Source organism: Candidatus Limimorpha sp. (assembly GCF_056203535.1).
Map to the genome: position 1 here is coordinate 1 of NZ_JBADWU010000107.1, position 23,634 is coordinate 23,634.

Here is a 23,634-nt window from a genome sequence, read left to right on the forward strand (position 1 = left end):
ACGAGGCATCCCGAAACCTCTCAGTCTCGAAATCCCGTGTCCTTTATTATGTAGTTTAATTTTAAACAGCTTCTTATTATTTATTGTTACTTAACTTCGTTGAAGGCATAGCAATTCTTCGGCGCGGCCAAACCTTATATTTGTTTTCAATCAAATCAAAAGCTGCTTCTAAGTTTTTTTCTTATTTTTGCCGTTTTAAACCTAAATAAGGTATGTACGCATTATTTAAGAAAGAAATTAGCAACTTCCTCAGTTCGCTGATAGGCATCATGGTCATTGTTGTCTTTCTGCTGATTACGGGTCTGTTCCTCTGGGTTTTTCAGAGCGATTTCAACGTTTTGAATTATGGCTACGCCAATCTAGACAGCCTTTTCATCATTGCACCTTGGGTTTTCCTGTTTTTGGTGCCTGCCGTCACGATGCGCAGTTTCGCCGAAGAAAACCGCACGGGAACAATTGAAATGCTGCTCACCAAACCTTTGTCGGACTGGCAGATTATTCAGGCAAAGTTCCTTGCGGGCGTGGCATTGGTGCTGTTGGCCTTGATTCCGACGCTTATCTATTATTTCTCGGTCTACCGTCTCGGTATGCCCGTCGGCAATCTCGACAGCGGCGGCATTTGGGGCTCTTACATCGGCTTGTTTTTGCTGAGCGCAAGTTTCGTTAGCATAGGCATTTTCTGTAGTTCGGTCACCAACAACCAAATCCTTGCTTTCATTCTTTCCGTGTTCCTCTGCGGATTTCTTTACATCGGATTTGAATTGATTTATTCCATGTCGCTGTTTGGAAGCATCGATTTGTTTATCAAGCAGTTGGGAATGGCTACGCATTATAGCTCACTCAGCCGTGGCGTGGTCGATACGCGCGACGTGCTGTATTTCCTCAGCGTGATCGTGTTGTTTTTAAGTTCAACAAAACTGGTTCTTGCGAGCCGCAAATGGTAAGGAGGATTGATTATGGAAAACAAACGCAAGAGTTTAAAGAAAAGCCAAATCGTCTCGTTCATCGTTACTTTGGTGATTATCATAGTGATAAATGTGATAGGTTCTTTCGTCTTTACCCGTTTTGACCTGACGAGCGAAAAACGTTACACGCTTTCGAACACCACAAAGGATATTTTGGGCGAACTGAACGATTATGTCTATTTCAAGGTCTATCTTGAAGGCGATTTCCCGGCAGGTTTCAAGAAGCTGCGCCGCGAAACGAAAGAAATGTTGGATGAGTTTAGGGCTTATTCGAAATACATTGATTATGAATTTATTAACCCTTCCGATTTTGCCGATGCAGCCGAACGCAACGAAGTTTACAGGTCGCTTTATCAGGCGGGACTGAATCCGACGGAACTATCGGTGCAAAACAGCGATGGTTCTTCAAAGCAGATGGTGATTTGGCCTGGCGTCGTGGTCAGTTACGGCAACGACAAGGAATTGGCCGTCGATTTGCTTGAAAGCCAGATGGGACAGTCGTCGGAAGAGGCGTTGAATGCTTCCATGCAAAACCTTGAATTCCGCTTGATAGAAGCCGTCAAGAGCATCACGCAGTTGGAAAAACCGATGGTGGCATTCATCGAAGGTCACGGCGAATTGGAGGAAAAGGACGTTTACGACATTACGCAAACCCTGTCGCAACATTACAATGTCAGCCGCGTGGCCATCGAGGGCAAGATTGATGCCTTGATGCACCGCACCGAAGCCGATGAAAACGGCAAGGTGAAGGCTTTCCCAAGTTTCGATGCCATCGTTATTGCCAAACCTACGGAGCCTTTCGATGAAAAGGACAAGTTCCTCATCGACCAGTATATCATGCACGGCGGCAAGGTGTTGTGGCTCGTTGAGCCGGTCATGGCTACCATGGACAGCCTCCAGATGCAGGAATCGACCATTGCCGTCGACATGGACTTGAACCTCGATGACATGCTTTTCAAGTACGGCGTGCGCATGAATCACGATTTGCTTTTGGATTTGACTTGTGCCGCATTGCCTGTGCGTACAGGTCAGGTGGCTGGCCAGGCGCAGCTTGAATATTTCCGCTGGTTCTATTTCCCGCTTTTGCAGGCGGCTTCCGACCACCCGATGGTGCGTAACATGAACGCTATCAAGGCCGATTTCGTCAGTTCGCTCGATGCGACCACTTCGGCCAACGGCATCAACCAGATTCCGCTGCTGAAGACATCGGATTACACCAAGGTTTCGGGCTCGCCGGTCTTCATCACTTTGGCCATGCTGAAACAAACGCCCGACCAGCGAATGTTCCCGTCGAAAGGCAAAAACGTGGCTTATCTGCTGAAAGGATCGTTTGAATCGCTGTATGCCAACCGTTTGCCTCAGGAAATCGTCGATAGCGAGGAAATGCAATTCCTTGACCAGAGCGAACCGACGGCTATGATTGTGGTGGCCGATGGCGACATCATTCGTAATCAGATTGATGTGAAACGTCAGGTGCCGTTGGCTTTGGGCTTCGACCAATACACGGGCAATACTTACGGAAACAAGGAATTCATACAAAACGCCATTAGTTATTTGGTCGATGGTGAAGGCATTATCGACATCCGCTCTCGTGAACTGAAAATCCGTTTGCTCGACCAGACAAAAATCAACCAATCGCGTGCCAAATGGCAGTTAATCAACACTTTGATTCCTGTCGGTCTGATTGTCATCCTTGGTCTTGTCATGGCATTCATTAGAAAAAAGAAATACAGTAAAAAATAATTTTTGCGGCTTCTGCAACGTTAGTTGGCCGTATCATAAAAGTTTGAGAAATGAAGAAAAAAAACCTTCGCAGCATTATTTTGGCAGCAGTGCTTATCGTCATTGCAGGTCTTTTGATTTGGAGCAACCGTTATCTTTCGACCATTCACGGCGATTCGTCCGATTTCATGGTTTGGGACACGGCTTCGGTTACAAAGATTTATTTGGCCGACCGAATGGATTACGAAACCTTGCTTGAGCGTCAGGCCGATGGCACTTGGATTTTAAACAAGGAATTCAAAGCTCACCCAAAAGAGGTGCAGCAGATTCTGACTACCATGTACAAAGTGCGTGTGAGCAAGCCGGTTTCGCTTGCCAGCCACGACAACATTGTGTCGCTGCTTGCTTCAGAAAGTACGAAAGTTGAGATTTACCAAAACGTGCCAAGCATTAATCTTTTCAACAAGATTAAGTTGTTCTATAAGGAAAAGCGCACAAAGGTGTTTTATGTCGGCGATGCCACGCAGGACAGTTCGGGAACTTTCATGTTGAAGGAAGGTGCAGATCAGGCTTACATTGTCTACATTCCGGGTTTCCGTGGTTTCCTGACCACGCGTTTCGTTGCCGATCCTGATGTCTGGCGCGACCATACTATTTTCCATGAGCAGTTGGCCGACATTCAGTCGCTGACCATCGAATTTGGCCGCGAACATGCATCCGATTTCCGCGTCGAAAACACAGGCCGTCACCAATACAAACTTACGCGCTTGTCGGATAACGCCGATTTGCCTTTCGATACTTTGAAGGTAATCAATCTGTTATCATCATTCAGCGATATGCGTTTCGAGGCATTGCTGAATAATCTTGTTTCTCCGGAACGTTTTGATTCCATTACGCATTCGCCATATCTCCATAAAATCACCTTGGATTCAAAGGATGGCAAATCTGTCCAGATGACCACCTTTGAGAGACGCACGCAGGATGATTTGGGCAACGATACGCCTGACGGATTGTTCACCGAAGACGGCTTCCCGATTGACCCGATTGACCATGACCGTTTCTATGGCTGGATTAACGATGGCCGCGATTTGGTTTCCCTGCAATATTACATTTTCGGCAAGGTGCTGAATGGTGTGGATTATTACGAGGCCGGTCACCCGATTTTGTATGAGGTTGAGCACTATCAGGTGCTGGAATAAGGCATGAAAAAAAGCCGCCAAGGTTACCCGCGACGGCCACAACGAGAGAAAATTGTTACAAAATCACTTATAAGACTAATGAAACGGCTTTTACCCTTAGTCTGAATGGTGTTTTTTTGAAAAAATGAAGATCCTACTGCTTGTCATAGGGAAAACGGACGATGAATATCTGATAACCGGCATCAAGAAGTATGTTGGCCGGCTTGGGCATTATGCATCTTTCGAGATGAAGGAAATTCCCGACATCCGCAACCGCAAGACCTTGAGCGAGGAACTGCAGAAAAAATCGGAGAGTTTTTTGTTGCTGTCGCAGTTTCAGGCGGGCGACTACATCATTCTTTTGGACGAAAACGGAAAGCAGTTCACATCGGTCGAATTTTCCGAAAACATCGAAAAACTGATGGCTTCAGGCAACAAGCGCATCGTTTTTGTGATTGGTGGCCCATACGGATTTTCGCAGGATGTCTATGCCAAGGCCAACGCCAAAATGTCGCTTTCGCCGATGACGTTTTCTCATCAGATGGTTCGGCTGATTTTCGTCGAACAGTTGTACCGCGCCTTCACCATTTTGAAAGGCGAACCCTATCATCATGTGTAATGAGATTTTGTAAGTGATTAAAATTCAATGTTATGAAATATAAAAAACAGAATAAAAGTGAACAAGGATTTAGCGGATTAATGTTTCCCAAGCAAAACATTTCCGTGTCAATCCGTGCAATCCGTGTTCCAATTAAATCCGTGTTGGTTTTTGCCTTGTGTTTTTTGTCGTTGGCATCGTGCAAGAAGGATTTGGACATGACCGTGCATCAGCAAACGGTTTTGCAAGACTGTGTTTTCAACTCGCTCAAGGCGGATAGAGCTTGGAAGATTGAAATTGTCCAAGACGAAAAATGCTTCGTCGAACTGGAATATTCGGCCTATTTGGAATCGTATTTGAAATGCACAGTTACGGAAGGCGTTTTGGAAATTGGTTTCACTGTTTCTGACAATTTGGTATCAGGAACAGTCAATAAGGCAAAAATCCATATCATTGATTTTGAATCGCTTGAATTGACAGGAGCTTGCAAGGTGAGTGTGAATGGAAGCTTCGGAAAAAGTTTCACCGCTTTGCTCGACAAGGAATCTTCATGCGTCGGCGGCATGTTTCTTTCGGGCGGCAACATTTCGCTCAAAGGTGCTTCTTCGATGAAAGATTATTCGGGCGAAGGTTCTTTTTATATCACGATGGATGAAGATTCGCATTTTGTCGGCAATTTGAGTTTCCCAAACGCAGAATCACAGTTTTCGGTGATAGCCAATAATCATTCCACTTTCGTAAATCAGTCCGATTGTTCTGTGGAAAATGTTGAAATTCAAGTTACTGATAATAGTCTGATAAATATGGCGTTGACTGAAATCAAGGCTTCGGTCAAGGTTGAAATCGAAAGCAATTCCGAGGCGACCATCAAGGTGAAAAACGGTGCCAATCTGATGGGAAAAGTGGTTGAAAAATCCACCTTATATCATTACGGCAATCCGGTTTTTGCTCCCGATTTTGTTAGCGATACCACATCTTTTGTCGTGAGAATGTGAGTTTGGTCTGATATTTGTAATTTCTACCCCCGTATTTATCAAACAAACGTAATTATTCCTAATTTTGTCATCAAATTGAATTGAAATGAAAAAAGTAGTTTTTCTTTTGGTTGCCGTTTTCTTTTCAACGGTAATGTTTGCCCAAACCAATCTGCCAATCGATCCTAAGACGCAGAAAATCAGTTTCCAGAAAGTCATTCAGACCCAGGGAACCAACGAAGAAGTTCACAACCGCATCTATTCCAACTTCCTCAATTCGTATTATAAAAATGCCGCTAACGTGTTGCAGCAGACCGATGTGAAGGTTTTCAAAGGTCAGCACAGAATGCAACTCGACAATGGCGATGAAGTCAAGTCGAAGTGGCCTTGGATTACTTATCGCTTCACGATTGAAGTGCGTGACGGCCGTATCCGTTACACCCTTACCGATTTCATGCAGAAGACCCAGTCAAGCCATCCTTGCGAAGAATGGATGGATAAGGAAAATCCACAATATCAGCCAGTTTGGGATAGCTATCTCGAACAGATTGCAGCCTTTGCCGAGGATTGGGGCGCACAATTGGAAGAAAAAATCCAGCCTGAACAAACTATTGAAGAGGAAGAATGGTAAATGGTCTCGCGTGAACGCATAAAAAAAGGATTTTCCAAACTGCTCAAGGAGGAGAAGTTAAAGCTGATAGCCAATTACTTCGAGAATCCGGGCGAGGTGGTTTCCTTGTTGAAAAGCTACTGGCACTCCGACTCGAAGCAACAGCAGCTTTTCGATGAGTTCAGCGAGAACACGATTACTAATTTCTTTATTCCTTACGGCATTTCGCCCAATGTGATGATCAATGGGAAAAACTACATTGTCCCTATGGTCATCGAAGAAAGCTCCGTCGTGGCTGCGGCTTCGGCGGCAGCTAAGTTTTGGGGCGAAAGGGGAGGTTTCCATGCCGAAGTGATTGATGTCCGCAAAGTGGGCCAGGTGCATTTTGGCTGGAGTGGTGACAAGGCTAAGTTACAGGCTTTGTTTCCATCTATTAAGGAACGCCTTTTGAATGACACTGCCGCCATGACCGAAAAAATGGTTAAGCGCGGCGGCGGCATTTTGAGCCTCAATCTGATTGATTTCTCCGGCCAGATTGAGGATTATTATCAGATTCGCGCCGAATTCAATACGGGCGATGCCATGGGCGCCAATTTCATCAATTCCGTCTTGGAGCAGTTCGGCCACAGTTTGCAGGATTTCTTTGCCGAGCAAAACGACCTTCCCGAAGCGGAACGCAAGGTGGAAATCATCATGACCATTTTGTCGAACAACACGCCTGACTGCCGTGTTAAGGTTTGGGTGGAATGTGATGTGAATCAGCTTAATGGCATCGATGAACATTTGTCGGGAGTCGAATATGCCCGCAAATTCAAGAAGGCTGTCGACATTGCGCATATTGACCCTTATCGCGCCACAACGCACAACAAAGGCATTTACAATGGCATTGATGCCGTGGTCATTGCTACGGGCAACGATTTCCGCGCTGTCGAGGCGGCAGGTCACACTTTCGCTTCGCGTAATGGCCGTTACGAAAGCCTTTCTTCGGTCACGATTGAAAACAATGTCTTCCGCTTTGAATTGGAAGTCCCGATGGCATTGGGCACAGTCGGCGGCCTGACGAGTCTGCATCCTTTGGCAAAGAAGACCTTGGAACTTTTGGGTAATCCTACGGCCCCCGAACTGATGATGATTGCCGCCACAATGGGCATGGCAAACAATTTCTCGGCCGTCCGTTCCTTGACTACTAAAGGCATTCAGGCAGGCCACATGAAAATGCACTTGAACAACATTCTCAACCAATTGCAGGCCACCGATGATGAAAAGCGCAAGGCGCGTGAGTTCTTCAAGGACCAGACCGTTTCGTACGCAGCGGTGGAAAAATATTTGGATTCGCTGAGAAAATAATAATTTGGCAATGTGGTAGAAAAAGTTCAAAATTGTTTAAAATTGATAAAAAATTGTTCAAAAAGTAAAACCACTTTCCGCTTTAAACTCTCCACTTAAAGACTTTCTTCAATTAAACGATTAAACTTCAAACGATTCAACCATCACCAACTAATTTAAAATAATGTCATTGTTTCATTCCAACGGCAAGTTTCTTCTGACAGGCGAGTATCTCGTCTTGCGTGGTGCATTGTCATTGGCTTTGCCGTTGAAATTCGGCCAAAGTCTTGAAGTGAAACCGCTTGATGGAGATGAAAACTTGCTGAAATGGACTGCTTTCAGACCTGATGTCGTGTGGTTTTCGACCGATTTAAATCGTGAAACCTTACAAGTTATTTCCGCTGATGACAGGGTAAAGGCCGAAAAACTTTCAAACATTTTGCTGGCTGTCAAGCATTTGAATCCTGATGTTTTTTCAAAGGGCGGCTTGGAATTCGTCACCCGATTAGGTTTCAATCCCGAATGGGGCTTGGGCAGCAGTTCCACGCTGATTGCCAATCTTTCGCGTTGGGCGAATGTGAATCCTTACGAATTGCTGCGCATGACTTTTGGCGGTTCGGGTTACGACATTGCTTGCGCTACGGCTGAGCAACCTGTTCTTTATCAATTGGTTGATGGAAATCCGCAAGTTGAATCCGTGAAATTCTCACCAATGTTTTCCGATAGGCTTTTTTTCGTTTATCAGGGTCAGAAACAGAGTTCTTCAAAGGAAGTCGGCAATTTCAAGGAAAGGATGCGGCAGATGAATTTCGATAAGCAAATTGCTGAGGTTTCCGAAATCACAAAATCATTGGTTTCCAATGCTTCGTTTGATGATTTCTGCCGTCTTTTGCACGAGCACGAAAACATCATTTCCCATTGCATTGGCCGTGAGCCTTTGCAGCAGCATTTCCCTGATTTTGCAGGTACAATCAAATCTTTAGGCGCATGGGGCGGCGACTTTTTCATGGCTGTCACTGAATGGGACGTCGAAAAAGTGAAGCGTTATTTCGCTGAAAAAGGTTTGTCGGTCGTTTTCGGATTTAAGGAAATGGTGCTGTAAGTTTGATTACTTCACTTTCTCCGCCTCTAATCGTGTCAATTCCTTACAAATGTTAATGGCAAACGGCAGCGCAATGATGAACGACATCAGGTCGGCGATGGCTTGTGCGGCTTCTAATCCGGTGAGTCCCCAAATCAAAGGTGCAATGAAGACAGCGGGCAGGAAGCAGATGCCTTGGCGGCACATCGAGAGCAAGGTGGCTTGCCATGTGTAGCCGATGTTTTGGAAAAGCATGTTGGTCATGGTGCAGAGTCCCATCAATGGAAATGCGACGCACTGCCAGCGCATGGCGTGTGTGCCGACAACGAGCAATTTTGGGTCTTCGCTGCGGAAAACAGAGATGATTTCGGGCGAAAAGACGAAACCTAAAGTGCCCATGATAATCAGCAGCACCAACGACAAGTTGATGCAAAACAGATAGCTTTCCTTGACGCGACCATACAGTTTTGCTCCGTAGTTGAATCCGCAAACGGGCTGAAACCCTTGACCAAAACCAAGCACGACGGAATAGCAAATCATCATGATGCGCGTCACGATGGAGAATGCAGCCACCACCGAGGCTTCTTCACCTGGGATGGCATAATGCACGGCCATGCGGTTGAGGCTGATTGTTGCAACAACCGACAAGGCTTGTCGCATCAAGGAAGGAAGGCCGCCTTTTACGATTTGACGGTAGAATTTCAGTGTAGGCGTGAAGTTCTTGAAACGGATATGGACATTGCCTTCGCGCGTAGTGCCCCAAAGCAGCAGGCACCAGCCGAAAACCTGACTGATGGCAGTGGCAAACGAGGCTCCGCTGACGCCCATGCCCAAAGTGAAAATGAAAATCGGGTCCAAAATGATGTTGAGGATGGCGCCCGAAGCAATGCCAATCATGGCGAAGCGCGCGTTGCCTTGCAATCGGAGTTGGTTGTTGAGCGTCAGCGACGACATCATGAAAGGAGTGGCAATCAGTATGTAACGCAGGTAATCGTTGGCAAAGGGGAGGATGGCATCGGTGGCGCCCAAAGCCCGCGACAAAGGCGAGATGAAAATGGAGCAAATCAATCCTGCCAGAGTGCCGAAAATGAGCGGACTGAAGAACCCGGTCGCCGCCATTTTGCCTGCATTTTCGCGTTGCACGGCACCCAAGGCACGCGAAATGTAATTGCCCGAACCATGTCCGAAAAAGAAACCGCAGGCGTTGATAAAAGCCATGTAAGCAAACGAAACGCCAACGCCAGCCACAGCCTCAGTGCTGAGATGCCCTACAAAAAACGAGTCGGCCATGTTGTAGAGACTCGTCACCAACATACTGATGATGGTCGGTATGGACATTCTCAGAATCAGCCTTTTGACGGGCTTCTGTGTCATCATCTCGTATTTTTCGTTGAGTTTCTGTTCGTCAAGATTCGTGTTCACGGCTAATTTTGAAAGTCGTTGCAAAAGTACTACTTAATGAGAATGAAAATGATAAATCCGAGCCAAATAATCGTCCAAAGCGGAACGGTGATGCGGAACTGCTTATGGAGGGTCTTGTGGCGAAAGACTTTCATGCCCAACCAGCATCCTAAACCGCCGCCTAAACGTGCGAAGTTGAGCAGCGTTTTTTCAGGAATGCGACGGGTCTTTTGCTTTGCTTTGTCAACGGCATACATGATGAAGCCTGCAAGGTTGATGACGGCAAGATAAATGAACAGCAGGGTAAGGGATAGTCCTCTCATGGTAAAAATAAAAAAGTCGCTGAGTTACAGCGACTTAATAATGATTTGTGGAGCATAACGGAATCGAACCGATGACCTCTTGACTGCCAGTCAAACGCTCTAGCCAACTGAGCTAATGCCCCCTTTTGCGGCTGCAAAGATAGGAAAACTTTCTTTTGTGCAAGCCTTTTGATGAAAAAAAATGTTCAAAATGTAAAATTCACTGTATTTTTGCAGTCGAAAGAAATTGTTTTTGGAGGATTGCCTTATGGTTGCCCGCAAATGTTTTAATCTGATTGTGGCTTTCCTGTTTTTGTCGCTATCGGCTTTTCCGCAGGAATTGCTGCCTCGACAAAGTGTTGAAAACCATAAATTTGGCTATGTCGATGGCAAGGGGAATTTTGTCATTGCGCCTGCATTTGAATATGCCACACGTTTCAGTGGCGATTATGCCGTAATCCGTGAAAAGGGTAGGTTCGGCTACATTGACCGTTCGGGAAAAGTGGTTATCGAACCAATTTATTATAAGACAGGCGGTTTCAGCGAAGGCTTGTTCCGCGTTCAGCAAGAGGAAAACGGCCCTTGGTTTTTCCTTGATGAAACAGGAGAAAAGGCTTTTGAAAAAGGTTTCCATTATGTCGGCAATTTCCATGATGGCGCGGCTGTTTTTGCCGAAAAGAATGATGATGGTGATGTCCATTACGGCTATATCGGCAAATCGGGAAACGTGATGGTGGAACCAGTTTACAATTATTCTTACGATTTCATTGATGGGGTGGGGAAGGTGGTTTTGGACATGACTTCCGAGGAACCGCGCTATGGCTTTGTCGGGCCGAAAGGCGAAGTTTTGGTGCCTTGTGTCTATTCCGAAGAAAACGCCCAAAAGGAATTGCGATTGCTGAAATAAAAAACGCGACTTTTTTAAGCAGTTTCTCAGTTTTTATTTGTATTTTTGCCACGTCAAATAAAATAAATTTTATTATGAAGCACATTTTCATTATTCTTCTGGCATCACTCGCATTGGTAGGATGCCAGAGCAAGACAGTTTCAAATGAAGACCCTCAGGCTCAGATCCAGACCCAAGCCCAACCTGTTAAGATCACTGACTATCTGTGGGAAGTCACTGTCGACAATTACTGCGACTCTATCCCAAATTTCCTAATTGACCGTGTAGGCGTTGAATTCAACTGCTCGGCTGTCCGTAATGGTAATTACTATGGCCGGAACCTCGACTTCTTCATCAGCGAGACTGCTGAAGTTATCGTTCACACTCCAGCCCGCGAAGGCCGCCACGCCTCGGTAGGTGTCGCCAGCGTCAGGCAGCGCACCGACGCCGACATCGAAAAGGGCCTCACCCCAGAAGATTTCTATATCCTCCCATGGAGTATGTATGACGGCATTAACGATGCCGGTCTGTTCTGCAACGTGAACGTGACTCCTTATGCCGACGGCGGCGACAACCCTGGCACCAACCCAGGCATGCCTGACCTCTGCAATCCTTTCCTGATTCGTGCATTGCTCGACAACTGCGGCTCAGTCGACGAAGCTGTCGACTTCATCAACGGCCACAATGTCATCGGCAAGGAAATGGGCGGCTTCAACCTCCATTTCATGATCGGCGACCCAGAGAAGACCGTCGTGGTTGAATTCATCAACAACGAAGCCGTTGTCAAGGAGCAGAACATCATGACCAACTTCTACGTCAACCTGCTGCCTGAATTCACTCCTGCAGCCGATGGTATCGAGCGTTATAACATCTTGCTTGAAAACTATGCTGAAGGCGGCGAATCGATGGAAGGCATGCGTAATCTCCTCAAGCGTGTTCGCTTCTCACAGGCTTATGACCCTGAAATGAAGCCTTTCTGGAAGTCTGAGTTCGCCATCGAAGGTTATACGACCTCTGATGCTCCTGTCGAATTAGTCCTTGCCGACCCGAGCGTACAAAAGAGTCTCGCTGACTTCAAGCACTACAAGGAGACTGGCGAATATGAACGTGAGATGAAACTGTGGTACACCGAACACAACAGCACCTACGACATTCAGAACCGCAAGCTCTGGGTGACCGTCCACGAAGATTACGACAACTATTACGAGTTCACCATCGAGCAGTAATCGCCTCGTCATAGGACTAAAAACACGATGCCTCCCGAGAGATGCCACTGATACTCTTGGGAGGCATCCCGTTTTTTTGGAGCTGGCCTCGCCGATGCCGCCGCTCCTGAATCTGACTTCCGAGGAACCGCGCTATGGCTTTGTCGGGCCGAAAGGCGAAGTTTTGGTGCCTTGTGTCTATTCCGAAGAAAACGCCCAAAAGGAATTGCGATTGCTGAAATAAAAACTGCGATTTTTCCTTTATTTTTCAATAGAAAACGTATTGTGGTTTTGTCGTAAATTACTATTTTTGCGACTGAGAAAATAGTAAACAACAAAACTCATATTTTTAATGAAAAAATTATCTCTGTTTATCGTCTTGGTCATGTGTGGATGCATGGCTATGGCTCAAAATGGCCGCATCGACTTGAGGTCGCAATCGCGTGCCGAAATCACTAAAAGCGACATGACGGCTCTCCGTGCCGTTTTCAGTTATGGTTCTATCGAAAGCGTTGAATTTCAATCGGAAAGAGGCGTTTTTTCAGAAATAGCCCTTCCTGGTGCTTATCCTTCGGGCGAAATCGGAACGCCTGAGCTGCCTGCCACTCACGAACTTTTGGCAGTGCCTTTCGGTGCTACTCCTACGGTTTCCGTTGTCGGTTTCACGACTACCGATTATCAGCTTTCGGATTATGGCATCAATACTATTGTTCCTCATCAGCCTTCTGTCCGCAAGGACCAGAATCCCGAGGATATTGAGTTTGTCTACAATCAGGATGCTTATCAAACCAGAGCTTTGGCAACGGTTCCTACCGCTTCTATCGAAGTTCAGGGCACGCTGCGTGGCATTCGCGTGGGTTCGCTCGTGGTCAATCCTTTGAGCTACAACGCCGCCACCAACACTTTGCGTGTGTTCAACGACATTGAGGTTGAAGTCAGTTTTGATGGCGCTGATGCCGTTGAAACCGAACGCATGTTGGTCAATACCTACAGCCCCTATTTCGATGTGGTTTACAAGCAGATGTTCAACTACCGCCAGATTTTGGATGTCTATACCGACCACCCCGACTTGATGGCTTATCCAGTCCACATGCTTGTCATTGCTCCTGAAAACTATGTCAGCACCTTGCAGCCTTGGGTCAGTTGGAAAATCCAGAAAGGTTTCGATGTCGAGGTTTACACCACGGCTCAGGCAGGTTCTACCTATAACGCCATCCGTTCATTTGTTCAGGGCAAATACAATACGGGTGTCAGCTCAGGCGAAACACCTACCTTCCTGATCATTGCCGGCGATGTGGCGCAAGTGCCGAACACCATGGGTAGCCAGTCACAAAAAGTGACAGACCTTTATTATGGTTCGGTTGATAACGATGATTACCCGGATATGTTCTATAGCCGTATGTCAGCTGAAAACACCACCCAACTGACGGCCATCATCAACAAGATATTGCAATACGAGCAGTATGCCATGCCTGATCCTTCTTATCTGAACAATACTACCTTGATTGCAGGTTGGGACAGCTATTGGAATCCGCGTGTGGGCCAGCCAACCGTCAACTATGCTACTACCTATTATTATAATACAGCTCATGGTTTCACTAACGTGAATACTTATCTTACACAAGGCCAGTACTCAGGTTGCTACAGTACCATGAATACCGGTATAGGTTTCATCAACTACACGGCTCACGGCAGCGAAACCAGCTGGGCCGACCCGAGTTTCACTGTTAATGCCGTCAATACTTTGACCAATGCCAACAAGTATTTCCTTGCCATGGGCAACTGCTGTCTGGCTGCTGACTTCGGTTATTATGGCACATGCCTCGGCGAAGCCTTGACTCGTGCCGAGAACAAAGGTGCCTTCTCTTACATTGGTTCCTGCCCAAGTTCCTATTGGTATGAAGACTATTACTTCGGTGTCGGTGCAACCCACACGATGAATGGTTCTACCCCATCGAACGTTGAATCGTCAACGGGTGTTTATGATGGCGTTTGGATGGATGATACCTATAACACTGTATCTTCTATGGTCTTTGTAGGCAACCTTGCGGTTTGCTATGCACATGCCGGCAATTACCAAGGCAGTGTGAACAACAAATATTACTGGGAGTCGTACCACGTTTTGGGCGATGGCTCCATCATGCCTTTCCGTGTGCAGCCTACGGCCAACACCGTAAGCCATGCCCAGACTTTCCCTGGCGGTGCCAATGCATTCACTGTCAGTGCCCAACCTGGTTCGTATGTCGGCATTTCGAAGGATAATGTTTTGCTTGGCGCTGCTTTGGTGCCTGCATCGGGTACGGTCAGTGTGCCTGTCTCTCCTGTAACTTCGGGCTATGTGATGATTGTGGTGACAAAACCTCAGCGTCAGCCTTATACGACCACCATTCCTGTCGGCACAACGCAATATAGCGTTACCACCTCATCGAATCCTACCAATGGCGGCACGACCACGGGCGGCGGCACGTTCAATCCTGGCCAGTCATGCACCGTGACGGCAACGCCAGCATCGGGCTACAATTTCGTGAATTGGACCGAAAACGGCACTCCGGTCTCGACTCAAGCCAGCTATACTTTCAACGTGAACGGCAACCGCAGTCTGGTGGCTAATTTCACACAGCCTTCTTATACCATCTCCACATCATCAAGCCCTGCTAACGGCGGCACGACCACAGGCGGCGGTTCCTTCCTGCAAGGTCAATCCTGCACGGTTCATGCTGTTCCGGCTTCGGGCTTCAATTTCACCAGTTGGACCGAAAACGGCACTCAGGTCTCGAACCAAGCCAACTACACTTTCACGGTGACTGGCAACCGCAGTCTGGTGGCAAACTTCACACCTGTCAGCTACACGGTCACGACTTCATCGAATCCTGCCAACGGCGGCACGACCACGGGCGGCGGTTCCTACAATAGTGGCGCTTCTTGCACTGTGACGGCAACGGCCAATACAGGTTTTGTCTTCGACAAATGGACGATGAACAACACGCAGGTTTCAACGAATGCAAGCTATACGTTCACGGTTACTGCCAACTGCAACTTAGTGGCTCACTTTACGGCACAGTCTTACACCGTTACCGTCAGCACCGACCCTGAAATGGGTACCGTGTCGGGTGGCGGCACATTCAATTACGGACAGACTTGTGCGGTTTCGGCAAGCGCCAAACCTCATTATGTTTTTGAGGCTTGGACCGAAAACGGCAATGAGGTCTCGACGGATGCCATTTATATGTTTAATGTAACTGCCAACCGCGACCTTGTGGCTGCATTTGCTCCTGAGACCTTCGAAATCAATGTCACCGCCAATCCTGCCGAAGGCGGAACCGTAACAGGTGAAGGCAGCTATGCATACGGTGAAACCGTGACGCTGACCGCCGAAGCAAATGCTGATTTGATGTATTATTTTGTCCGCTGGACCGAAAACGGCAACGAAGTGTCGACTGACGAGGAATACACCTTTGCTGCCGAAGCTTCCCGCAATCTCGTGGCTGAATTTGAAAGAGATGATGCCGTTGGCGAAAATGCTCTGGTAGCACGCATCTATCCGAATCCGGCTTCCGACAAGCTGAATGTGGTTTGCAACAGCAACATCAACGAACTGAAAGTTTATAACATGGTCGGCGCTTTGGTCTACAGTCTCAGCGATTGCGGCAACAATGCCGTCGTTTCTTTGGCCGATATGCCGAATGGAGTCTACTTCATCCAGCTCACTACCAATGGCGCTACCGAAACACAAAGATTTGTAAAGGAATAAAAACGAATAATGGACTTTTAGACTTGTGGACATTTCAAGATGCTGCAAGTCTAAGAGTCTAACAGTAAAAAACGATGGACTTGTGGACTTATGGACTATTAGACTTGTGGACACTTGGACTTTTCTAAATTCTGCCAGCCAAAAATTTCGAAATGTCAAACAGTCAAACAGTCGAAATGTCAAACAGTCAAACAGTCAAACAGTCAAAATGTCTAAATTGTCAAACAGTCAAAATGTCTAAATTGTCAAATAGTCAATACATTAAATATTCATCAACTCAATTAAAATCATTCACTATGAAAAGGTTTACCTTCGTGTTAGGCTGCCTGCTGGCCTTTGCTTTTCAGCTAAATGCACAGGACTATGTTTCAACTACTCCTGCTAACAGAAACGTCATTCTGGAAGAATTCACAGGAAGAAACTGCGGTTACTGCCCTGACGGTCACGTCATCGCTAACCAGATTGCTACTAACAACCCTGGCAGATTTTGGGCTATCAACGTCCATGCCGGTGGCTTCTCACCAACCAGCTATCCTAACCTGAACACCACCGATGGTACTGCAATCTGCAGCCAAGGTTTCAACTGCACATCTTTCCCAGGCGGTGTCGTCAACCGTTCAACAGCTGCATCTATCGGTAGAGGTCAGTGGACAAGCACTGCCAATACGCAGTTGTCTCAGCAAGCCGAAGTGAACGTGGCTGGTATCTATATGATTGACCATAGTTCACGTCAACTGAGCGTTACTGTTGAAGTTTACTATACCGGCAACAGCGCTTCCACCACTAACTATCTGACCGTTGCCATGCTGCAGGACAGCATCATGGGCAGCCAGTCGGGCATGAGCTCCAATCCGGCTCAGATTGTCAACGGCCAATACTGCCATATGCATATTCTGCGTGATATCATCACTCCAACATGGGGCGATCCTATCACTCCTACCACACAGGGCACCTTGATTACCAGAACCTACACCTATTCAATTCCTGAAACCATCGGTTCACCAAACGGTGTTGAAGTTGACCTCGACAATCTTCACTTCTTGGCTTGGGTTAGCGAACAGTATCAGGGCACCCCAACCCGTCCTATCCTGAATGCTTGCCAGCTGGAAGAATCATTCGAAGGCATCCATGTTTTCAACGTTACCCCTACCGAAATCGCTCCTAGCCAGAATACCAACCTGACTGTCACCATGAAGAACTATGACGAAACACCTACTTCAGGCAACACTACCGTCACCATTTCTTCAACCGACTCATACCTCACCATCGTCAATGGCACCGCTACATTCGGCACCATGTCGGGCAACGGCGGCACCGCTACCGTGAACAACGCTTTCACCGTCCGCGCAGCTGAAAACACACCTAACGGCCATGTTTTCACCATCAATGCTGTTGCTACCAACAACGGTACAACCACCAACAGCTCTTTCGCCCTGACTTGCAACGCTCCTTGCGATGCTCCTACCAACCTCACCGGCACTGCTTCATCCAACACCGTTGAACTGTCATGGACAGCTTCACCTACCGCTGGCACTTACCGCGTGTTCAGAGGCAACACCATGATTGCCAATGATGTGACAGGCACCACCTATACCGACAATGGCAACCTGAACTACAACACCCAATACTGCTACACTGTTAAGACCAACTGCATCAGCGGCGATGTTTCAGAGGCTTCCAACCAGGTCTGCGTTACCACTGGCGCTCCTTGCACCGCTCCTAATGGCGTTCACGCCAATCTCGATGGTTTCAACGTCAATGTGACTTGGAATTCAACAAGTTCAGCTTTGTCATACATGGTCTTCAGAGATGGCGACATGATTGCCGAAGACCTCCACACCACCGCTTACACTGATGAAAACGTTGCTGCAGGTCATCACTGCTACACCGTGAAGAGCGAATGTGTCGAAGGTCCTTCACCAGCATCAGTTCAGGCTTGCGTCGACATCGAACTGCCTTGCTTCGCTCCTGAAAACCTCGATGGCAGCTATGTCTTCAACGGCCAGAATGATTTCGGTGCCCTTATCGAATGGGATGCTCCAGCTGAATTTACCGACAATTTGGTCCGTTTCAATGTTTACTCTTCAACCAATGGTAACTCCTACGATCTGATTAGCGAAATCGAATACGAAGGTGCTTCACACTACGAATTCTTCGATGCAACATATACCAAGAGCCTGCGTTTCTATCAGGTCAGAGCTTTCTATGATTATGGCGCACAAACCTGCGAATCACAGCCAGCTCATTCACTCAGCAATCCTAACAACAACTTTGTCATGGTGAATGTCACTTCAGTTGATGAAGAAAGCGCTGTCACCTCCATCTATCCTAACCCGGCTAGCGACAAGTTGCATGTTGAATGCACCAGCAACATCAGCGAACTGAAGGTTTACAACATGGTTGGCGTTTTGGTTTACAGCCTCAGCGATTGCGACAATAATGTCGTCATTTCATTGGCCGATATGCCAAACGGCATCTACTTCGTCACGCTGACCACCAACGGCAGCACCGAGACCCGTAGATTTGTGAAAGAATAAAAACGAATAATGGACTTGTGGACTTTTAGACTTGTGGGCATTTGGATTTTTCCGAATTCTGCAAGTCTAAGAGTCTGACAGTCAAAAAACGATGGACTTGTGGACTTATGGACTATTAGACTTGTGGACATTTGGACTTTTCTAATTTCTGCCAGTCAAAAATTTCAAAATGTCAAAGAGTCTAAAAGTCAAATTGTCTAAAAGTCAAATTGCCCCTTTATCATGAAGAAATTTGCATTAGTTTTAGCCGGCTGTGGCTGGTTGGATGGCACCGAGATTAACGAAGCAGTGTGCCTGTTGTTGGCATTGAGCCAGCATTCTTGTGAAGTAAAGTGTTTTGCACCAAACCGTCCGCAGACACATGTCGTCAATCACTTTGCCGGCGAACAGGAAAATAACGAAGAACGTAACATTTTGCAGGAAGCTGCCCGCATAACGCGCAGAAACATTCAGCCTATCGAGGAATTCAAGGCTGATGATTTCGATGCCTTGCTTTTCAGTGGCGGTTATGGCGTGGCTAAAAACCTCTGCAATTACGCCTTTAAAGGTGCCGACATGGAAGTCCAGCCCGATGTGGCCCGCGTCATCTTAGAGATGCACGCAGCCAAAAAGCCTATCGGTGGCATGTGCATCGCACCAGTAATGTTTGCCAAGCTGATTCCAGGCGTTTGCGTCACTTTGGGCAGCGACGGAACGTCAGATGCCGCCAATGTCTTCAAGATGGGTGGCAATCATGTGCAGACTGAGCACGGCGATGTGGTGGCCGACAACGAAAACCTCGTTTTCACGACACCGGCTTTCATGCTTGATGCTACCCTGAAAGACATCTATGATGGCGCTTACAATCTGATTGATGCCATTTTAGAAGAAAAATAAGGAATCGATTCTTTATATGATTGACAAAAGGCCGCCCCGATTGGAGCGACCTTTTTGCATATTCCCCTAAAACAAGTCAGAATGTGAACCTGTTCGTTGCAATTCAATGATTTTTAGTTGCTTATTTCACTGAACTTTCTGAAGATAGTCTTCGAAACTGGAACAATATGTCAGTTCTCCATTACGGGCTGCCTCAATAGCTTTGCGTGTCGTAGCATTCGGAACGTCTTTTCCTTTGCAAACCTTAATTTCAGTGACACCTTTTAGCATCATGATGGCTTTCTTGACATTGTTCAACATGGAAGCATCTTCCACCGTTACCACTAATTGCGGTGCGTTTGCACTGGCAGTGTTTGTTGCATTCATATTTTCATTTTTCTTTTACAGCGCAAAAATACTGAAGTTTTTCAAATCGCGCAACAAACAACTGCATAATTGACAAAAGGCCGCTCCAATTGGAGCGGCCTTTTGTCAATTATGCAGTTGTTTGTTGCGCGATTTGAAAAACTTCAGTATTTTTGCGCTGTAAAAGAAAAATGAAAATATGAATGCAACAAACACTGCCAGTGCAAACGCACCGCAATTAGTGGTAACGGTGGAAGATGCTTCCATGTTGAACAATGTCAAGAAAGCCATCATGATGCTAAAAGGTGTCACTGAAATTAAGGTTTGCAAAGGAAAAGACGTTCCGAATGCTACGACACGCAAAGCTATTGAGGCAGCCCGTAATGGAGAACTGACATATTGTTCCAGTTTCGAAGACTATCTTCAGAAAGTTCAGTGAAATAAGCAACTAAAAATCATTGAATTGCAACGAACAGGTTCACATTCTGACTTGTTTTAGGGGAATATGCAAAAAGGTCGCTCCAATCGGGGCGGCCTTTTGTCAATCATATAAAGAATCGATTCCTTATTTTTCTTCTAAAATGGCATCAATCAGATTGTAAGCGCCATCATAGATGTCTTTCAGGGTAGCATCAAGCATGAAAGCCGGTGTCGTGAAAACGAGGTTTTCGTTGTCGGCCACCACATCGCCGTGCTCAGTCTGCACATGATTGCCACCCATCTTGAAGACATTGGCGGCATCTGACGTTCCGTCGCTGCCCAAAGTGACGCAAACGCCTGGAATCAGCTTGGCAAACATTACTGGTGCGATGCACATGCCACCGATAGGCTTTTTGGCTGCGTGCATCTCTAAGATGACGCGGGCCACATCGGGCTGGACTTCCATGTCGGCACCTTTAAAGGCGTAATTGCAGAGGTTTTTAGCCACGCCATAACCGCCACTGAAAAGCAAGGCATCGAAATCATCAGCCTTGAATTCCTCGATAGGCTGAATGTTTCTGCGCGTTATGCGGGCAGCTTCCTGCAAAATGTTACGTTCTTCGTTATTTTCCTGTTCGCCGGCAAAGTGATTGACGACATGTGTCTGCGGACGGTTTGGTGCAAAACACTTTACTTCACAAGAATGCTGGCTCAATGCCAACAACAGGCACACTGCTTCGTTAATCTCGGTGCCATCCAACCAGCCACAGCCGGCTAAAACTAATGCAAATTTCTTCATGATAAAGGGGCAATTTGACTTTTAGACAATTTGACTTTTAGACTCTTTGACATTTTGAAATTTTTGACTGGCAGAAATTAGAAAAGTCCAAATGTCCACAAGTCTAATAGTCCATAAGTCCACAAGTCCATCGTTTTTTGACTGTCAGACTCTTAGACTTGCAGAATTCGGAAAAATCCAAATGCCCACAAGTCTAAAAGTCCACAAGTCCATTATTCGTTTTTATTCTTTCACAAATCTACGGGTCTCGGTGCTGCCGTTGGTGGTCAGCGTGACGAAGTAGATGCCGTTTGGCATATCGGCCAATGAAATGACGACATTATTGTCGCAATCGCTGAGGCTGTAAACCAAAACGCCAACCATGTTGTAAACCTTCAGTTCGCTGATGTTGCTGGTGCATTCAACATGCAACTTGTCGCTAGCCGGGTTAGGATAGATGGAGGTGACAGCGCTTTCTTCATCAACTGAAGTGACATTCACCATGACAAAGTTGTTGTTAGGATTGCTGAGTGAATGAGCTGGCTGTGATTCGCAGGTTTGTGCGCCATAATCATAGAAAGCTCTGACCTGATAGAAACGCAGGCTCTTGGTATATGTTGCATCGAAGAATTCGTAGTGTGAAGCACCTTCGTATTCGATTTCGCTAATCAGATCGTAGGAGTTACCATTGGTTGAAGAGTAAACATTGAAACGGACCAAATTGTCGGTAAATTCAGCTGGAGCATCCCATTCGATAAGGGCACCGAAATCATTCTGGCCGTTGAAGACATAGCTGCCATCGAGGTTTTCAGGAGCGAAGCAAGGCAGTTCGATGTCGACGCAAGCCTGAACTGATGCTGGTGAAGGACCTTCGACACATTCGCTCTTCACGGTGTAGCAGTGATGACCTGCAGCAACGTTTTCATCAGTGTAAGCGGTGGTGTGGAGGTCTTCGGCAATCATGTCGCCATCTCTGAAGACCATGTATGACAAAGCTGAACTTGTTGAATTCCAAGTCACATTGACGTTGAAACCATCGAGATTGGCGTGAACGCCATTAGGAGCGGTGCAAGGAGCGCCAGTGGTAACGCAGACCTGGTTGGAAGCCTCTGAAACATCGCCGCTGATGCAGTTGGTCTTAACAGTGTAGCAGTATTGGGTGTTGTAGTTCAGGTTGCCATTGTCGGTATAGGTGGTGCCTGTCACATCATTGGCAATCATGGTGTTGCCTCTGAACACGCGGTAAGTGCCAGCGGTAGGTGAAGCTGTCCATGACAGTTCAACGGTGTTGGATGAAGCAGTGCCGGTGAGGTTGGTAGGAGCATCGCAAGGAGCGTTGCAAGTCAGGGCGAAAGAGCTGTTGGTGGTTGTACCGTTGTTGGTAGCAACAGCATTGATGGTGAAAACATGGCCGTTAGGTGTGTTTTCAGCTGCGCGGACGGTGAAAGCGTTGTTCACGGTAGCGGTGCCGCCGTTGCCCGACATGGTGCCGAATGTAGCGGTGCCATTGACGATGGTGAGGTATGAGTCGGTTGAAGAAATGGTGACGGTAGTGTTGCCTGAAGTAGGTGTTTCGTCATAGTTCTTCATGGTGACAGTCAGGTTGGTATTCTGGCTAGGAGCGATTTCGGTAGGGGTAACGTTGAAAACATGGATGCCTTCGAATGATTCTTCCAGCTGGCAAGCATTCAGGATAGGACGGGTTGGGGTGCCCTGATACTGTTCGCTAACCCAAGCCAAGAAGTGAAGATTGTCGAGGTCAACTTCAACACCGTTTGGTGAACCGATGGTTTCAGGAATTGAATAGGTGTAGGTTCTGGTAATCAAGGTGCCCTGTGTGGTAGGAGTGATAGGATCGCCCCATGTTGGAGTGATGATATCACGCAGAATATGCATATGGCAGTATTGGCCGTTGACAATCTGAGCCGGATTGGAGCTCATGCCCGACTGGCTGCCCATGATGCTGTCCTGCAGCATGGCAACGGTCAGATAGTTAGTGGTGGAAGCGCTGTTGCCGGTATAGTAAACTTCAACAGTAACGCTCAGTTGACGTGAACTATGGTCAATCATATAGATACCAGCCACGTTCACTTCGGCTTGCTGAGACAACTGCGTATTGGCAGTGCTTGTCCACTGACCTCTACCGATAGATGCAGCTGTTGAACGGTTGACGACACCGCCTGGGAAAGATGTGCAGTTGAAACCTTGGCTGCAGATTGCAGTACCATCGGTGGTGTTCAGGTTAGGATAGCTGGTTGGTGAGAAGCCACCGGCATGGACGTTGATAGCCCAAAATCTGCCAGGGTTGTTAGTAGCAATCTGGTTAGCGATGACGTGACCGTCAGGGCAGTAACCGCAGTTTCTTCCTGTGAATTCTTCCAGAATGACGTTTCTGTTAGCAGGAGTAGTTGAAACATAGTCCTGTGCATTTAGCTGAAAAGCAAAGGCCAGCAGGCAGCCTAACACGAAGGTAAACCTTTTCATAGTGAATGATTTTAATTGAGTTGATGAATATTTAATGTATTGACTATTTGACAATTTAGACATTTTGACTGTTTGACAATTTAGACATTTTGACTGTTTGACTGTTTGACTGTTTGACATTTCGACTGTTTGACTGTTTGACATTTCGAAATTTTTGGCTGGCAGAATTTAGAAAAGTCCAAGTGTCCACAAGTC

At 46.8% G+C, this 23,634-nt stretch carries 20 protein-coding genes and 1 tRNA gene; 15 read left to right on the top strand and 6 right to left on the bottom strand.

Annotated elements, in window-relative coordinates; genetic code table 11:
* Window positions 1-212 precede the first annotated feature (212 nt).
* The 8 genes from gldF to AC06MN_RS13700 all read left to right on the top strand — a co-directional run bounded on the left by gldF (window position 213) and on the right by AC06MN_RS13700 (window position 8,475).
* Entirely contained in the window at window positions 213-944 is a 732-nt protein-coding gene (gene gldF, locus AC06MN_RS13665; RefSeq protein WP_475672945.1) for a gliding motility-associated ABC transporter permease subunit GldF, read from the top strand.
* Between the two features lie 12 nt (window positions 945-956).
* Window positions 957-2,708, top strand: a complete 1,752-nt coding sequence (gene gldG, locus AC06MN_RS13670; RefSeq protein ID WP_475672946.1) for a gliding motility-associated ABC transporter substrate-binding protein GldG — start codon at window positions 957-959, stop codon at window positions 2,706-2,708.
* A gap of 50 nt (window positions 2,709-2,758) precedes the next feature.
* A complete protein-coding gene (locus AC06MN_RS13675) occupies window positions 2,759-3,886 on the top strand; it encodes a DUF4340 domain-containing protein (RefSeq protein WP_475672947.1) in 1,128 nt (375 codons plus the stop codon).
* Between the two features lie 124 nt (window positions 3,887-4,010).
* Window positions 4,011-4,484, top strand: a complete 474-nt coding sequence (rlmH, locus tag AC06MN_RS13680; RefSeq protein WP_475672948.1) for a 23S rRNA (pseudouridine(1915)-N(3))-methyltransferase RlmH — start codon at window positions 4,011-4,013, stop codon at window positions 4,482-4,484.
* Between the two features lie 32 nt (window positions 4,485-4,516).
* Entirely contained in the window at window positions 4,517-5,458 is a 942-nt protein-coding gene (locus AC06MN_RS13685; RefSeq protein ID WP_475672949.1) for a GIN domain-containing protein, read from the top strand.
* An 85-nt stretch (window positions 5,459-5,543) separates the two neighbouring features.
* Window positions 5,544-6,068 carry a hypothetical protein gene (locus tag AC06MN_RS13690; protein ID WP_475672950.1) on the top strand — a complete coding sequence of 175 codons (525 nt, stop codon included), beginning with the start codon at window positions 5,544-5,546 and terminating at the stop codon, window positions 6,066-6,068.
* Window positions 6,069-7,394 carry a hypothetical protein gene (locus AC06MN_RS13695; protein WP_475672951.1) on the top strand — a complete coding sequence of 442 codons (1,326 nt, stop codon included), beginning with the start codon at window positions 6,069-6,071 and terminating at the stop codon, window positions 7,392-7,394. It begins immediately after the preceding gene.
* A 163-nt stretch (window positions 7,395-7,557) separates the two neighbouring features.
* A complete protein-coding gene (locus tag AC06MN_RS13700; protein WP_475672952.1) occupies window positions 7,558-8,475 on the top strand; it encodes a GYDIA family GHMP kinase in 918 nt (305 codons plus the stop codon).
* 6 nt (window positions 8,476-8,481) lie between these two features.
* Here the strand turns inward: AC06MN_RS13700 and AC06MN_RS13705 are convergent, their stop codons facing one another.
* From AC06MN_RS13705 to AC06MN_RS13715, 3 genes are all read right to left on the bottom strand, one after another.
* Window positions 8,482-9,828 (bottom strand): MATE family efflux transporter, encoded by a 1,347-nt coding sequence (locus AC06MN_RS13705; RefSeq protein ID WP_475672961.1) that lies wholly within the window; start codon window positions 9,826-9,828, stop codon window positions 8,482-8,484.
* A 77-nt stretch (window positions 9,829-9,905) separates the two neighbouring features.
* Window positions 9,906-10,178 carry a DUF1294 domain-containing protein gene (locus AC06MN_RS13710; protein ID WP_475672953.1) on the bottom strand — a complete coding sequence of 91 codons (273 nt, stop codon included), beginning with the start codon at window positions 10,176-10,178 and terminating at the stop codon, window positions 9,906-9,908.
* A gap of 48 nt (window positions 10,179-10,226) precedes the next feature.
* Window positions 10,227-10,300 (bottom strand) — tRNA-Ala (locus AC06MN_RS13715).
* Between the two features lie 110 nt (window positions 10,301-10,410).
* Here AC06MN_RS13715 and AC06MN_RS13720 point away from each other — a divergent pair.
* The 6 genes from AC06MN_RS13720 to elbB (AC06MN_RS13745) all read left to right on the top strand — a co-directional run bounded on the left by AC06MN_RS13720 (window position 10,411) and on the right by elbB (AC06MN_RS13745) (window position 19,412).
* Window positions 10,411-11,064, top strand: coding sequence for a WG repeat-containing protein (locus tag AC06MN_RS13720; protein ID WP_475672954.1), 654 nt, complete (start codon window positions 10,411-10,413; stop codon window positions 11,062-11,064).
* A gap of 74 nt (window positions 11,065-11,138) precedes the next feature.
* Window positions 11,139-12,269 carry a carcinine hydrolase/isopenicillin-N N-acyltransferase family protein gene (locus AC06MN_RS13725; RefSeq protein ID WP_475672955.1) on the top strand — a complete coding sequence of 377 codons (1,131 nt, stop codon included), beginning with the start codon at window positions 11,139-11,141 and terminating at the stop codon, window positions 12,267-12,269.
* 94 nt (window positions 12,270-12,363) lie between these two features.
* Window positions 12,364-12,492: a hypothetical protein gene (locus AC06MN_RS13730; RefSeq protein WP_475672956.1), complete on the top strand. Its 129-nt coding sequence runs from the start codon at window positions 12,364-12,366 to the stop codon at window positions 12,490-12,492.
* A 108-nt stretch (window positions 12,493-12,600) separates the two neighbouring features.
* Window positions 12,601-15,999: an InlB B-repeat-containing protein gene (locus tag AC06MN_RS13735; RefSeq protein ID WP_475672957.1), complete on the top strand. Its 3,399-nt coding sequence runs from the start codon at window positions 12,601-12,603 to the stop codon at window positions 15,997-15,999.
* Window positions 16,000-16,295: 296 nt separating this feature from the next.
* Window positions 16,296-18,536, top strand: a complete 2,241-nt coding sequence (locus AC06MN_RS13740) for an Omp28-related outer membrane protein (RefSeq protein WP_475672958.1) — start codon at window positions 16,296-16,298, stop codon at window positions 18,534-18,536.
* Between the two features lie 222 nt (window positions 18,537-18,758).
* Window positions 18,759-19,412 carry an isoprenoid biosynthesis glyoxalase ElbB gene (elbB, locus tag AC06MN_RS13745; protein WP_475672959.1) on the top strand — a complete coding sequence of 218 codons (654 nt, stop codon included), beginning with the start codon at window positions 18,759-18,761 and terminating at the stop codon, window positions 19,410-19,412.
* A gap of 126 nt (window positions 19,413-19,538) precedes the next feature.
* Here elbB (AC06MN_RS13745) and AC06MN_RS13750 read toward each other — a convergent pair whose 3' ends face one another.
* Window positions 19,539-19,778 (bottom strand): hypothetical protein, encoded by a 240-nt coding sequence (locus tag AC06MN_RS13750; protein ID WP_475672960.1) that lies wholly within the window; start codon window positions 19,776-19,778, stop codon window positions 19,539-19,541.
* A gap of 178 nt (window positions 19,779-19,956) precedes the next feature.
* On the opposite strand from AC06MN_RS13750, the gene AC06MN_RS13755 reads away from it, so the two are divergent.
* Window positions 19,957-20,196 carry a hypothetical protein gene (locus AC06MN_RS13755; RefSeq protein WP_475672960.1) on the top strand — a complete coding sequence of 80 codons (240 nt, stop codon included), beginning with the start codon at window positions 19,957-19,959 and terminating at the stop codon, window positions 20,194-20,196.
* 126 nt (window positions 20,197-20,322) lie between these two features.
* Here the strand turns inward: AC06MN_RS13755 and elbB (AC06MN_RS13760) are convergent, their stop codons facing one another.
* Complete coding sequence (elbB, locus tag AC06MN_RS13760) at window positions 20,323-20,976, bottom strand: isoprenoid biosynthesis glyoxalase ElbB (RefSeq protein WP_475672959.1); 654 nt, start codon at window positions 20,974-20,976, stop codon at window positions 20,323-20,325.
* Between the two features lie 222 nt (window positions 20,977-21,198).
* Window positions 21,199-23,439, bottom strand: coding sequence for an Omp28-related outer membrane protein (locus AC06MN_RS13765; protein WP_475672958.1), 2,241 nt, complete (start codon window positions 23,437-23,439; stop codon window positions 21,199-21,201).
* Between the last annotated feature and the right edge of the window lie 195 nt (window positions 23,440-23,634).